Genomic DNA, 13,014 nt, shown 5'->3' with positions numbered 1-13,014 from the left:
ATTCGCCAAGGAAGGCTTGAGGCGGTCAACGATGTTCATGGTTGCCCTCTCTGCCTTATCCAATCACGGTAGAAACCGTTGTAGAAAGATGGGGCGCCAAGGTCGCGGAAAGCCTCCGGCACCACGTTCTCGGCAGCCGCCCAAGACGAACTTCACATCAATAGTCAGAAGTTAGCAATGGCGCCTCTTGACAGAAAGAAGCCATTGTTGAGGTTGAACTGCGAGCAGCGGGTGGGCAAGGAAGGCCCAGAATGAAATGGGGGTCTGGAGTGACCAGCCGTAGCGAGTCGGCTCGAACGCCCGGCTTGCCCGCTTGAATACCGCCCGCCAGATGTAGCGACAATGATGGCGGCTCACGCCAGTTACTTAATGCAGGCCGGGAATGATGGCTTCTCACCGGGCTTTGCAGTGCACTGTCGATACCCTGCCGGCAGGTTGGTGAACTTTTTGGTCTGCCCAACCTTGAGAGTAAATTCCTGCAAAAGTGACTTCGTACAAACCAAGGTGGGCTTGCCATTGACCACATCGGCCTCTTTGCAGTCCTCTGCATACAGAACAAAGTAGCAATCAGTACTGGACGCGCCGCCGCACCGGAACTCAGTTTCAGTGAGTGGTCGGGCATACGTACAGTGCCCCGCCAGAAGTGCGCATGACAAGACCCCAAGTTTGAAGAACGGATTGCAGCAGGAATTCATGTGGAAGGATGAGGTGGAGGCTTGAGGAACCTAGACCTTCGAACTGCGGGTTAACGTCAGAGCTAACCGTCCGGTGACGGCAGGATGCAGAAGGGCCAGAATGAAATGAGGCCCGTAGGAGGCATGCCGTTGTGGATCCAGTTGAGTGAAGAGTTAGGCCTGAGCGACCACGTGCAAGGTCAACGTAATGGCCGAACAAAATGCGCGACTACGGCGTATCCGTCTTCATGTCTCGCGACTTGGTGAGTTCATTTCGCTGATCGGAGAGAATTTTTTTCTGCTCCGCAAGCACGGACTTCTGTTCTGCGAGGATGATCCTCTGCTCAGCCAGAAGGCTCCGCTGAACCGCCAGCAATGCTCTAAGTTCGGCCGACTTTGCACCCTGCTCAGAGAGGGCTGTCTTTTGCCCATGTAACGCCTGGCTAATATTTCCGTTGATCCCAGCAGGCAGGGCCTTCAGATCTGACTCTTGTGCAAGTGCAGTCGGAGATAAGAACGCCAGTGCAATAGCTGTAGCCGAGATATTGGTTCGAACTTGCATGTTGTCACCTCACAAAGTTGGTGAATAAGTTAATTAGTATGCCTAACGAGGTTTTCCGATAACCCGATATCCCCAACCACCCGCACTACTCTGGGCGTGTGAATGTCGGCGAAGGCGAGTTTCTTGGCTCATCGGTGAATTGGGGTCTGCAAGCCGCTCTAGCGGCACCTGAATGCAATTGTGCCGCCTGTGGACTGCGTTACTGAACCCCGATTTGCCCGAGGCCCGCTTTCGACAGTTTCTCGATGTTGTGCACCATGCAATACAGGCTCCACTGCGTGCGGACCTTGGCCTGCCCTCGGTGGTTCAAGCGAGTCAGCCGCTTGTTGTGCCGCAGATTGGCGAACACCGGCTCCACCGTGCCGATGCGTTGGCTGTACAACTGCCGGCCCCGCGGTGAATCGATGGCCTGGCGCATGCGCTCACTCGGGTGGCTGGGGTCTGCGGCCTTGGGCAGGAAGCGGCTGACTTGGCGGCCACGTGTCAGCGGCGTCTGGTCATCACGCCCTCGAGTCTTGATGCATTTGGAGCGCAGCGCGCAGCTGCTGCAGTCCGTCGCCTGAGCGATGTAGGTCTCGTAAGGCTGGCCGCGGGCGGTGAGGTGGATGCGGCCGCTGCTGATCAAGACCTGGCCTGCCGGGCACGTGGCCGTGTGGTCTTCGTCGTTGAAGCGAAAGTCCTTGGGCCGGAAGTGCTGGCCCTCTGGCGGCCCGTCGGCGCCTGCCTTTTTGTCATGCAAGGGGTCAGGCTTTGCCTTGTGCTTGGCCTGATCCGCAAAGCGCTCATCGCGCTTGCGCATCTGGCCGTCCGCAATCAGGGCTGGCGTGTTGTTGTCGTGCAGCTGCTTCACATTGGCATCGCTGTGATAGCCCGCATCGGCGGTGACCAGGGTGTTCTCATCCGTCCACGCTTGGGCCTGCTCGATCATGGGCGCGAGCATGGCCTGCTCCGAGCCCGAGCCCACCACATCGGCGGCGATGATGACCTGGTTGGCGCTGTCCACCGCCGCTTGCACTGCGTAGCCCTGGATCACGCCTTTGTTGGTGGCCATCTTGGCGCTGTCGGGGTCGGTGATGTTGGACTTGAGCTCTCGGCCCTTGGCATTCAGTCGCTTGGGGTTCTGGGCGACAAAAGCCCGGGTGCGTGCGGCCTCCTCGCGCAAGGCTTCCACGCGGGCTTGCCGTTTGGCTTCCAAGGGCTCCTGAGCGCCTGCCTTGTCCTGCGCCTGGTGCAGCGCCAGGATCTTGTCGGCCGCCTTGTCCAGGCGCTCGGCTCGGTGGCGCAGTTCCTCCTGCGTGCCGCTGCGCTCCTTGCTGGCGTTGCTGGGCAGCTTGACGCCGTCGATGGCGAACATCTCCCGGCCGATCAGGCCCTGGGCGTCACAAGTCATCAGCACCTGGGCAAAGAGAGGCTTGATCTGATCGCTCAGCGAGATCACGAACTTGGCAATGTGCGCGTGGCCGGGCTGGCTGTCACCACTGATGGCGATGAACTGCACGTTACGTGAGCAGGCGGCTGCGATGCTGCGGCTGGAGATCAGACCTTGGCTGTAGGCCAGCAAGACGATCTTGAGCATCACGCGCGGGTCGTAGGCGCTGGCGCCCGTGATGTCGTTACTGAAGCGCGCATCCAGGGCGCTCAGATCCAGCTCGTGATCGACCAGGTAGCTCAGCGCAAAGGCAAAACTGCCTGGCACGATCTGCTCCGACAGCACCACGGGCAGCATCATCGCGTGGCAATCACTGGGCTTGTAGCGCGGCATGGCGGACTCCTGGACGGGTCTGCGTATTTGACGCGTCAGGGGCTGCGCAATGAATCGGGGAGGACCCGGTGGGGAGTTTTTTTACAGCCTCAACGTTGAAGCTGAGCCGCGAGCAGCGGCTGGGCACGGAAGGCCCAGAATGAAATGGGGGCCTGAAGTGACCAGCCGTTGCGAGTCGGCTCGAACGCCAGGTTAGACATCGCTAAGCGCCGACGGCGAGAAGGTGGTTCGTTCCGACACAACGACGGTTCCACCAATGAAATCGTGAAGAGCACGACGTTGCTTGTTGAAAAGCATTGTCACCAATTCTCCCCATGCCCAAACCTGAGTCGCGGTGGCCGACCAGGACGCCCAGGAAGGCTCATATGCCTGCAAGTTATTGATTCGTTCAATGTACGAGGCAGCGTAGTACAGCGAGTCAGGTACGTGAAGAAGGGCGATGAAGAATGACAGTGTGGAAAGGGTAGTGAGACCGATGTCCACTGAGCTTCGAGCCCAGGCGTTGCTCCAGGCCAGCCTCTCTCCCGACAGTTGCAAGACGCGGATTCTCATCACGCGCTTACCGATAGTCTGCCCGTAGCGGCCATGGCAGTAGATCACGTAGGCAAGAAAGCAAAAGGACAGGGGGATGACTAGTGCTATCGCCACCGCCTTCGAGTGCTTGAAGACGAGCGCTTGGGCAGCGAGCACTGGAAGGAACACAGCGAAGTCGATCAGTGACGCAGCGAAGCGTTGAGAGAAGGTGGCGGGAGTACTCATGTTATTTGCGATGCCTAACGTGTTGCAGGGAGACAGGTGTGTGTGTTCATCACGGTCAGCTGTCTCCCGAATACCGCACCCCCAACCCGCCAGCAAGGCGCACAAAGTCTGGGTCTGCGTTGCATATATGTATATTTATACAGTGCCATGAAGTCCGGCAACAGCGCTATCTTCAGTTTGCCATTCCTAACGGGCCAGATCCTTGTGGTTAGCCCGACGACGGACTGCGTGCCGTTGATTGGAGGCAAGCATGCTCAGTCCGTCAATCACTCTTGCAGGGGGAGCTCGGTCAGTTGCCCGCGGCCTTCTTCGCCCGCCCCCGTCTCAACTGCCTCCGCTGCAGTCGGTCAAGCTGCTCGACCAGGTCCGTGAGCGGATCCGCTACCTGCATTACAGCCGCCGCACCGAGGAGGCTTATGTCCACTGGTGTCGGGCCTTCATACGCTTCCACGGCATTCGGCACCCGGCAGAGATGGGAGGTCCGGAGGTCGAGGCTTATCTGAGTTGGCTCTCGAACGAACGGGAAGTGGCGGTTTCAACCCACCGCCAGGCCTTGTCGGCCCTGCTGTTTCTCTACGGCAAGGTGTTGGGCCTTTCTTTGCCGTGGATGACGGACATAGGGCGCCCTCAGGTGAAGCGACGCCTGCCGGTGGTCTTGAGCCAAGCCGAAGTGTTGGCTGTGTTGGATCATTTGGAGGGGACCCATCGCCTGCTGGCCCAGTTGCTCTATGGCACTGGCATGCGGATCACTGAGGCCCTGCAGCTTCGGGTGAAGGATCTGGACTTTGACCACGGGGCGGTCATCGTTCGTGAGGGCAAAGGCGGCAAGGATCGGGTGGTCATGTTGCCGCAGAGCCTGGCCCAGGGCTTGCGGTGGCAACTCAATGCGGCTCGTTCGATATGGATGCAAGATCAAGAGGCCGGGCGGGGTGGCGTCTTCATGCCGGATGCGCTGGAGCGCAAGTATCCGAGGGCCGGTGCCTCATGGGTGTGGTTCTGGGTTTTTCCTCAGGCCGATCACTCCACTGATCCGCAGAGCGGCGTGGTCAGACGGCATCATCTGTACGACCAAACCTTCCAGCGTGCGTTCAAACGGGCGACTGCTGCCGCCGGCATCCCCAAGCCGGCGACGCCACACACCCTGCGTCACGCATTTGCGACCCACCTGCTGCAAGCGGGCTATGACATCCGCACCGTTCAGGAGTTGCTGGGCCATTCCGACGTCGCAACAACCATGATCTACACACATGTGCTCAAGATGGGCGGCGCAGGCGTGCGCAGTCCGATGGATTCATTGAGCCTTCAATCGGCAGGTAGACCGCCGCAGCAATGGCCAGCCGTATAGCTGACCTTCGACTACGCCTGCTACTGGCCGCCTCCAGACGGTTTGCGCCTTTGCCAAGGCAGGCAGCGACCGCTTCGGTGCCGACATCCAGCCATGTATTTGGGCGTCGGCTTTGGGCACCTTGCTGCCGCTCAATCAGGGCGCCTGAATGACCGGACCTGGACTGCGAATTACCTCGGCTGGTATACGGGATTCGTCCAGTCGATGGAACCGCCAGCCGAGTGAACCGCATGGGCTGTCCAGGCCTCAGGGCTGAGAAACCTCAGTGTGGTTCGAGCAATACGCGGCGCCACAGGCCAGAGTGGCATAGGGCCAAGTCATAAATCAGCAAGCGTTGCGCGCCCAACGCTTCATCCCCGGTTTTCAACGATCTGTCCGCAGCGTCCGCCCGCGCAGCGCGGGGCACTGGCGGCTTGGGTGCTCACTGCCTACAGTCCGACCACGATTTTCCCTGCCACTGACCTCCGGGCTCCAGCTTCATGAATTCCTTTTCCTCCTCCTCCGCCATCACCGGGCGCCAGCGCGCAAGCCGTACCTTCTCTCTAGTCCCTGGCGCAGCTTTGCTGGTTCTGCTGACCGGCCTCGGCCTCACGAGCTTGGCCCAAGCCCAGCCCCAAGCGCCGAGCGCAGCTCCGGCTGCCATGAACGAACAAATGCTCGACGTCGGCGGCCGCAAGCTGCACGCCATTCGCATGGGTGACGAGAAGGCGCAGGCCACGGTGGTGTTCGAGTCGGGCTTCAGCATGGACCTGAGCGCCTGGCGGCGGGTGGCGCCGCAGCTGGCTCCACGGACCAAGGTTCTCATCTACTCGCGTGCCGGCTATGGCCAGAGCGAGCCCAGCCCGGCGCCGGTCAGCCTGCAGCAATCGGGCCGTGATCTGTCGGCCGTGCTCAAAGCGGCGCAGCTGCCGCCGCCTTATGTGCTGGTCGGCCATTCCTACGGTGCCTTCTTGATTCGCGATTTCGCCAGCCGCCATCCCGAGCAGATTGCCGGCTTGGTCTTTGTGGACCCGGCGCATGAGCGCTATGACCAGGTGCTCAAGCCGCTGGACGCCGCTCGTCTGGCCGCCGAGCAAGCGCATCTGGAGCGCGGGGCGCCCGAGCGCTTCCGCGCCGATGTGCGCTACATCCAGTCCATCATGGACGCCGGCAAGCTGCCCGATGCGGGCGGCCCCTTGCCCGATGTGCCGGCCGTGGTGCTGACATCCACGCGCCGCTATGCCAAGCCCGAGGTGCTTTTGCACACGCCGGCCGGCATGGCCGCCTGGCGGCAGCTGCACAGCGAGTTCTTCGCCCAGTTCAGCAATGGCGCCCATGTGCTGACCCCGGTCAGCAGCCACCACATCCAGTTCGACGAGCCGCATCTCGTGGTGGCGGCGGTGGACCAGGTCATCCGCCTGAGCCAGGAGCAGGCGCAGCGCCGCGCGCTGGAAGCGGCGCGTGCCAAGCTGGGCGGCGACCTGCAGGCCGCGGCTGCGGCCGCTGATCCGCAAGTGGCGGTGGAGCAGGCGATCCGTGCACCGGGCCTGAGCGAAGCCGATGTCAACAACGCCGGCTACGCCATTCTTGGCGATGGCAAGCAGGCGCCACGGGCACAGCTGGCGGCCCTGGTGCTGGGCGCCAATGCGCGGCTCTACCCCAAGTCAGACAACGCCGCCGACAGCCACGGCGAGGTCTTGCTCAAGCTGGGCCGTCGCGCCGAAGCGCGCGCCGAGTTCGCTCGCGCCCTGAGCCTGGCCGAGGCCGCCGGCCGCAGCCCCCGCGTGCTCGACAGCTACCGCAAGCACCTGACCGAAGCCGCCGAGCCTGCTGCCAAGCCCTGAGCGTTCAGCTTACAGACCCAGCGAGAAGCTCCCATCCGGCGCCGGCAAGTCCGGCCCGTCGAGGCGATAGAGCGGCCGCTCGGCCCGGTCGTACCAGAGCTGTAGCTCTTTCCCTTCCACACGCAGCAGCGCGAAGCCGTCGCCCGGGAAATCCTGCCAGGCGCTGACGCGGCAGCGCAAGACCTGACCCTCGACGGGGCCGGGGAAGGTGAACTCGTCGGGCTCGGCCAGGGTTTCGACATCGGTGACGGCAAAAGGCCAGGGGGCGTAGAGGGCCGAGCTGTGGATGCTGTGCAGGCGGATGGGCTGGCCCTGGGCTTGCCCGTTCTCGTCCAACGCGCAGATCTCGGCGCTGACGAAGCCCGAGCGGTGCTCGTCGCCGGAGAGAAAGACCACGCCATCGGCCTGCTGGGCCCAGAGCTCGGCCAGCAAAGATTTCAGGCTGGCCGGGTAGCCGCACCAGGCGTCGGAGTGCAGGGCGCTGGCGGCATGTTCCTGGCAGGCGCGGCGGCGCGGCAGCAGCAATGAGCCGGTCAGCACCAGGCGGGGGAGCTCGCGATGGCTGCGCAGCCAGTGCGCAAATGCCGCTTCCTGCTCCCGGCTGAAGATGCGGGCCTCGCGCCAGTTGCCGCTGTGCCGGGGCTCTCGCTCGGTGCGGGTGTCGCCGATGAAGAACGCCGCGCCCTGCCAGACGAAGTCGTGCCAGAAATGCTGGAACAGCCCCGGGCGCTCCTGCTCATCACCGGGCTCCCAGCGCGCCGCCCAGGCGGCCGCCACGGCGCTGTCGAAGAACGGGCCGCGGCGCAGGCCGCCGGGCGCCGAGGGGGCGGCGATGGGCTCCCAGTTGTCTTCGATCTCGTGGTCGTCAGGTGCGTGGACGATGCGCGCCAGGCTGGGCGGCAGATGACGAACCAGGCCGGCCTTGAAGTGCTGGTAGGGCTTGGCATAACGCTCGATTCGCGTGCCCGCATCGGCCAGGCCGCCGCTGGCATCGGCATAGATTTGATCGCCGGCCAGCAGCAGCAGGGACAGCTCGGCCCCGCGCGCGTGGCCGCGGCTGTAGGCCAGCAGGCGGGCCAGCGAGGCCTGCGCCGGGCCCGCCAGTTCGGGCGGGGTGTCGGCCGGGCGGCTGGGGTCGAGCACGCCGGGCGGGTACTGGCAGGCGGCCAGCACCAGGCTCAGGGCCTGGCCGGGGATGAGCTGCTCGGGCTGGGCGTCGGGCCGCTGCAGCAGTGCGTGGCGCCAGCTTAGCGGGGGCTGGGCCAGGGCGTCGCGCAGGGCGTCCTCCAGGCCCGGCAGCGGCCGTTCGCCCTCGCGGCGCGGCGTGCGCGCATCGGCGTAGACGAAGAGGCAGAGCAGGGCACATTCCTCCTCGGGCAGGCCCTCGAAGAAGTCCATGGGAAGGGCGTGGCGCAGCGGCTCGCCGGGCAGGGGCTCGCGCGTGCCATCGCCGGCCGGCTTCTCAAAGGCTTGCAGCCGCGCCTGGCTGGCCAGCGGCGCATCGGGCTGCAGCGGCTGCCAGTGGTCAAGCCCCACGCGCCGCATCGGCAGCCAGGCCCAGAGCCGCGGCCAGCCCAGCTCCGGTTGCAGGGCGGTCAACACCAGGGCCAGGTCTTGCGCGGCCGGCGCATCGGTATCGGGCAGGGCGGCTGGCGCCGCACGGTGGCGCACCTCCAAGCGGTGCAGGGGCGGATGGGCGCTGCGCAGCTCCGGGTCGAGCCTCTGCGCATCGGAGGGAGTGAGACGCTGGGGCATCACGACAAGCCCTCCTTCAGGAAGCCGATGATGTGGGGGAAGACGCGCTGTTCGATGTGGCGGCCGATCAGGCAGTCCTGGTGTCCGTGCTCGGCGATCACCCGGAAACGGTAGCGGCCCGGCGCCACCTGCTCGTAGAGGTCGGCCGTCAGTTCGGCGCTTTCGGCCTGGCACAGGCCGTTGTCCTGGCCATGGATGGACAGCACCGGGAACTGCTGCAAATGGGCCAGGGTCTTGGCCATGTCGTCGAGGTAGAGGCTGGCGCCGCTCCAGTCGGTGATCTCGTTGCTGCGCGCGAAGTTGATGGCCTGCGCCACGGTGTCCATGTTCAGCGGGCCGAAATGGTCGTCGATGAAATCGAAGACTGGCTGACCGACATTGCCGATGGCAAAGTCGCGCCCGTAGAGCAGGTCCATGCGGTGACGGGTGGCCGTCCACGGCGTTTTGCGCAGGCTGGGGAAGGGCGGGTTCTCGATGTCGAACTCAGCCTCTGGGTAGGGCAGGCTGGACAACAGGCGGTCGATCAGCTGGTCCGTCAGGCCCGCCGGTTCGCTCGGGCGGAAACTGTAGTCATCCATCGGCAGATAGGGCCGGATGTACTGCATCAGATGTGCCCGCAAGCTGTTGGTCGGCGAGAAGATCATCTTGGGCGTGACCTGCGAGATCACCAGCCGGCGGATCAGCCCGCCGGCCATCAGCTTTTGGCGCAAGGGGTAGAAATGCTCAAAGGGCTGGGCTTGAGGCTGCAGCAAGGCCATATGCAGCATCACCGAGCCCATGCAGTGCGCCAGCACGTCGATCTGGGGCTTGCCGCTGGCGCGCAGCACATGGTCCACCGCCACCGGAATGTCGTTGAGCGCGCATTCCTCGAAGGTCCAGGGCAGGCGGGCCGAGGGCATGCCGGCGCTGGTGCGCATGTCGGCGATCCAGATGTCGAAGCCGGCGTCCCACAAGAGCTTGGCTGGGCCCGGCTGCACCGAGTGGTGGGCAAAGGTCGTGCCGCTGGCGCTGTAGCCGTGCAACATCAGCACCGGCTGGCCATGGCCGCCCGGTCGCGCGCGGTAGCGGGTCAGGCGCAGGTGCACGGGCTGATCGTCGTCCTTTGCCTTGCGCGCTTGCACCGGCTGGCGTGACAGGCCGGCTTCGCCGCGCCGGCCCACGGCCAGCTCGCAGATCTCGGGCGCCGGCAGCCCAGGCACCTCGGCCGGCAGGCGCTGGGGCTCGCGCGGCGGCGCGGCATCGGGCTTGCGGAAGCTCCAGACATGCACGCCCACCAGCAGACGCAGCACATAGCTGAGCAGGGAGCCGACATCGCGCATGGCGCTGGCCAGGTCCTGCTGCTGGGTGATGCGCAGCAGGGGCTGGCCTTGGCGGGCCAGGTAGAAGAGATCCAGGTCCAGCTGCGGCGTGCCGCCGTCCAGGCCTTGCAGCTGCGGCGCCTCCAGCACCATGCGGCTGAGCTGAGTCCAGGGGTTGGCGCGCCGGGTGTAGCTGATGCGCTTCACGCCGTGCAGGGGCTGGGCATAGAGCGGCTGCAACCAGGCAGGCAAGACCTGACCCCGCTCGGGTTCCTGGATGCTCACCTGGTACTCCATCAAACGCACCTGGCCGCCATGGCTGGCCAGGGCCAGTGCATTGCGGACCCGGTCGCCCAGTGGACTTGAGCGGGCCCCCATGCGCGGCTTGGCCGCTTCGCTCTGTTGGGCCAAGTCCATCAGCGCAAACATGCTGTCGCGCCAGCCGCGGTTCATGAACCAGGCTTTCAGCGCGCTGCAGCGGCGCTGGCGGTGGCTGCTGCGGGCGCGGTGGAAGACCTGCAGCTGCGCTTGTTCCAGCGGCGCCAGCCAGCGCGCATCGCGGTCCTCGCGCTCGGCATGCATCCAGAGCTTGGCGCCCTGGCGCTGCGGGTCGGCGCTGACGATCATGGGCCGGCCGGGCGAGTCGGGGTCGGCGGCGGTGTCGAAAAGGCGCAGCCGGCTTGTGCTGCCGGGGCCGCTCTGCAAGCGGCGCTGCGGGCCGGGCTGCAGCAGGTCTTGCAGGGCCACCGGCTCGAAGACTAAGCTCAGCTCCAGGTATTTGAGCTCACCGCCCGGCGCGCCGGGCAGGCGCACATAGCCGCTCATGCGTTCGCGGAATTCGGCCAGGGTGGGCTGGCTGTGCGGCGCCTGCTCGGGCTTGATCACTCGGTAGACCGGCCGAGGGGCCAGGTCTTGCGCTTGGCGTGGGCCGCGCTCGAGCAAGCCCCAGCGCTGGCGCAAGCTGGCCAGGGCGCGCAGGCTCAAAGCGGTGATGGTCAGTGCCGGGTTGATGCCCACGGCGGCCGGCACGATGGCGCCGTCCAGCACGGCCAGACCCGGGTGCACGGCCTCGCCGAAGCGGCCGCTGAAAACCTGGCCCCATTCATTGACCACGCCTCGGCTGGCTTCGTCGCCCATGGCGCAGCCGCCCAGCGGGTGCACGGTCAGCATGGGGCCGAGTTGGTCATTGATCAGAAAGCTCATCTCGGCCGGCAGCAGCCGCCACATGGGGTTGGCCAGCAGGCGTGCGCCCTGGCGAGCCAGGCGCAGGTTCAGCCAGTCGTGGCGGGCCTGCACGGCGGGGTCCTTGCGCGCCTCGGGCCAGTGCACGCTGAGGGTGCCCGGCTCGGGTGTTTGCTTTGTCGTGTCCTTCGGGCTTTGCAAGCGGCCGATGGCCGCATCCAGGCCCATCAAGGCCACAGGCAACATGCGTGGGCGCCGCGCCACCGGGATGGCATAGGGATCGTCGAAGCTGAGGCTGCTGCCATGCTCGCTGTGGTCCGGCCGGGCCAGGCCGTGCAGAGTCTCGGCCATGGCGAAGCTCTCTTCAAACGCCCAGCGCATCGGTCCCGGGATGGCCAGGTCCTCGACCACAAAGCCGCCGGCCGCGCGCACATCGATCAGGCCGGTGATGGTGGGGCCGATGCCGCGCTGCCCAGGTGCCTGGTCTTCGTCCGCCAGAGCGTTCAGCTCGCTCGGCGCATCGACCGCCAGGGCCAGCACATCGCCATTGCCGCTGAACTGCTCGCCTAAACGGTCGGACAAGCTCAGGCCTTGCTCGCGCGAGCGCATCAAGATCTCGGTGGAGCCCAGGCTGCCCGCGGCCAGCACCACATGCCGGGCGCGCAGCTGCAGATCGCTTGGCTCGCGGGCGTTCAGCTTTTCGTCGGTGTGGGACAGGTGCACGATCCAGACGGGTTCATCGCCCGCGCTGCGCTCCAGATGGCGCACCGTGGCCCCCGTCACCAAGCGCGCGCCCTGGGCTTGGGCCTGGCGCAGCAAATTGGTGTCCAGCGATTCCTTGGCGCCCTGGTTGCAGCCGGTGGCGCAGTCGCCGCAGGCGATGCAGCGTTCCAGCGGCAGGCCAGCGGCGCTGCGCGGTGCGGCGTCCAGGGCCACGGTGATGGGAACCTGGCGAGCGGGCACGGCTCCCTCGGCGCCCAGCTGGGCCAGAAAGTCGGCGCGGCGCGGTCTGTGGCCGGCCAGCCGGGCGATGGTGTTGGGCTGGCCTTGCGCATCGAGGCTGCCCAGGGCTCGGCCGGCCTGCTCGTACCAGGCCTGCATCTGGCCCGGGTCCCGGCGCAGGGCTTGGGGCCAGCGCTCGCCCTCGAACACCGAGGGCAGGGCCGGCTCCATCACGCCGGCATTGATCAGCGAACCGCCGCCCAGGCCATTGGCCAGGGCCACGCACATATCGGGCCCAAGCCGGAAGTCGAACAAGGCTTTGCGGTAGCCCTTAACCTCGCCGCTGCCCGAAGTGGCGAAGCGAATATGACCGGGCAGATCGGCCATGCGGCGAGGAAAAGCGCCGGGCAGGTACTCCTGGCCGCGTTCGAGTACGGCGATGCGCAGGGCTTGATCCGGCTGACCCTCGGCGGCCACGCAGCGCGACAGGTATTCGGCGGCGGCGGCACCGCCGTAGCCACTGCCGATGATCAGGATGTCGAAATCCAGCTCCGCATCTGCCGCATCTTGAGCGGCACTGTCCGTCTGATCCTGGCGTTCGCTCAGCAGCACCTCCAGGCCGATGGAAATGTCGCGGGTGGCGCGGCGCGGCGCCGGGGGAGAGGCAGAGGCAGCGGGCGCAGACGTGGAAGCCGGAGTGCTCATGATGGACAGGGTCTCGCGGAGAACAGCCGCGCAGCATAGCGGCCCCTGTGCGGCAGGCTGGTGAATGGAAACCCGCTTGTATTCACCCCGGCGTTCATCACGGCATGGATCCGCCCGATGGAGCTTGCGAGCATGCCCGCCTGGCCGCCAAGCAAGGCTGGGTCTGCAATTCCTGGCGCGAGAACTTCGAGGCCGGCCCCACGGAGC

Annotated in this window: 7 protein-coding genes; 2 read left to right on the top strand and 5 right to left on the bottom strand. The window is 65.5% G+C overall.

The genetic code is table 11. The features are described 5' to 3' along the window. Nucleotides 1–903: 903 nt before the first annotated feature. The 3 genes from ACQY39_RS17930 to ACQY39_RS17920 form a co-directional block, all read right to left on the bottom strand. Complete coding sequence (locus tag ACQY39_RS17930) at nt 904–1,236, bottom strand: hypothetical protein (RefSeq protein ID WP_428508526.1); 333 nt, start codon at nt 1,234–1,236, stop codon at nt 904–906. Nucleotides 1,237–1,435: 199 nt separating this feature from the next. Continuing rightward, a complete protein-coding gene (locus ACQY39_RS17925) occupies nt 1,436–2,998 on the bottom strand; it encodes an IS1182 family transposase (protein ID WP_428508524.1) in 1,563 nt (520 codons plus the stop codon). 192 nt (nt 2,999–3,190) lie between these two features. Beyond that, nucleotides 3,191–3,757 (bottom strand): RDD family protein, encoded by a 567-nt coding sequence (locus ACQY39_RS17920; protein WP_428508522.1) that lies wholly within the window; start codon nt 3,755–3,757, stop codon nt 3,191–3,193. Nucleotides 3,758–4,007: 250 nt separating this feature from the next. On the opposite strand from ACQY39_RS17920, the gene ACQY39_RS17915 reads away from it, so the two are divergent. Both ACQY39_RS17915 and ACQY39_RS17910 read left to right on the top strand, forming a co-directional pair. Then, the gene (locus ACQY39_RS17915; protein ID WP_428508520.1) at nt 4,008–5,102 is read left to right on the top strand and encodes an integron integrase; all 1,095 of its coding nucleotides are present in this window, start codon (nt 4,008–4,010) and stop codon (nt 5,100–5,102) included. Between the two features lie 479 nt (nt 5,103–5,581). Next, nucleotides 5,582–6,925, top strand: coding sequence for an alpha/beta fold hydrolase (locus ACQY39_RS17910; protein ID WP_428508518.1), 1,344 nt, complete (start codon nt 5,582–5,584; stop codon nt 6,923–6,925). A gap of 9 nt (nt 6,926–6,934) precedes the next feature. On the opposite strand, the gene ACQY39_RS17905 is transcribed toward ACQY39_RS17910, so the two are convergent. Together ACQY39_RS17905 and ACQY39_RS17900 are read right to left on the bottom strand one after the other, a co-directional pair. Next, a complete protein-coding gene (locus ACQY39_RS17905) occupies nt 6,935–8,680 on the bottom strand; it encodes an alkaline phosphatase D family protein (protein ID WP_428508516.1) in 1,746 nt (581 codons plus the stop codon). Continuing rightward, nucleotides 8,680–12,807, bottom strand: a complete 4,128-nt coding sequence (locus tag ACQY39_RS17900; RefSeq protein WP_428508514.1) for a GMC family oxidoreductase N-terminal domain-containing protein — start codon at nt 12,805–12,807, stop codon at nt 8,680–8,682. Before ACQY39_RS17900 ends, ACQY39_RS17905 begins: the two co-directional genes overlap by 1 nt. Nucleotides 12,808–13,014 lie beyond the last annotated feature (207 nt).

Origin of the sequence: Roseateles sp. (assembly GCF_965262435.1) — a bacterium.
Taxonomy (GTDB): Bacteria; Pseudomonadota; Gammaproteobacteria; order Burkholderiales; family Burkholderiaceae_C; genus Paucibacter_A.
Note: the sequence above shows the minus strand (reverse complement) of the source record. Positions and strands in the feature narration are given on the sequence as shown.

Coding starts and splice junctions, on each gene's coding strand:
- ACQY39_RS17930 (WP_428508526.1), bottom strand. CDS start 1,236: ATGCAAGTTCGAACCAATATCTCGGCTACAGCTATTGCACTGGCGTTC.
- ACQY39_RS17925 (WP_428508524.1), bottom strand. CDS start 2,998: ATGCCGCGCTACAAGCCCAGTGATTGCCACGCGATGATGCTGCCCGTG.
- ACQY39_RS17920 (WP_428508522.1), bottom strand. CDS start 3,757: ATGAGTACTCCCGCCACCTTCTCTCAACGCTTCGCTGCGTCACTGATC.
- ACQY39_RS17915 (WP_428508520.1), top strand. CDS start 4,008: ATGCTCAGTCCGTCAATCACTCTTGCAGGGGGAGCTCGGTCAGTTGCC.
- ACQY39_RS17910 (WP_428508518.1), top strand. CDS start 5,582: ATGAATTCCTTTTCCTCCTCCTCCGCCATCACCGGGCGCCAGCGCGCA.
- ACQY39_RS17905 (WP_428508516.1), bottom strand. CDS start 8,680: ATGCCCCAGCGTCTCACTCCCTCCGATGCGCAGAGGCTCGACCCGGAG.
- ACQY39_RS17900 (WP_428508514.1), bottom strand. CDS start 12,807: ATGAGCACTCCGGCTTCCACGTCTGCGCCCGCTGCCTCTGCCTCTCCC.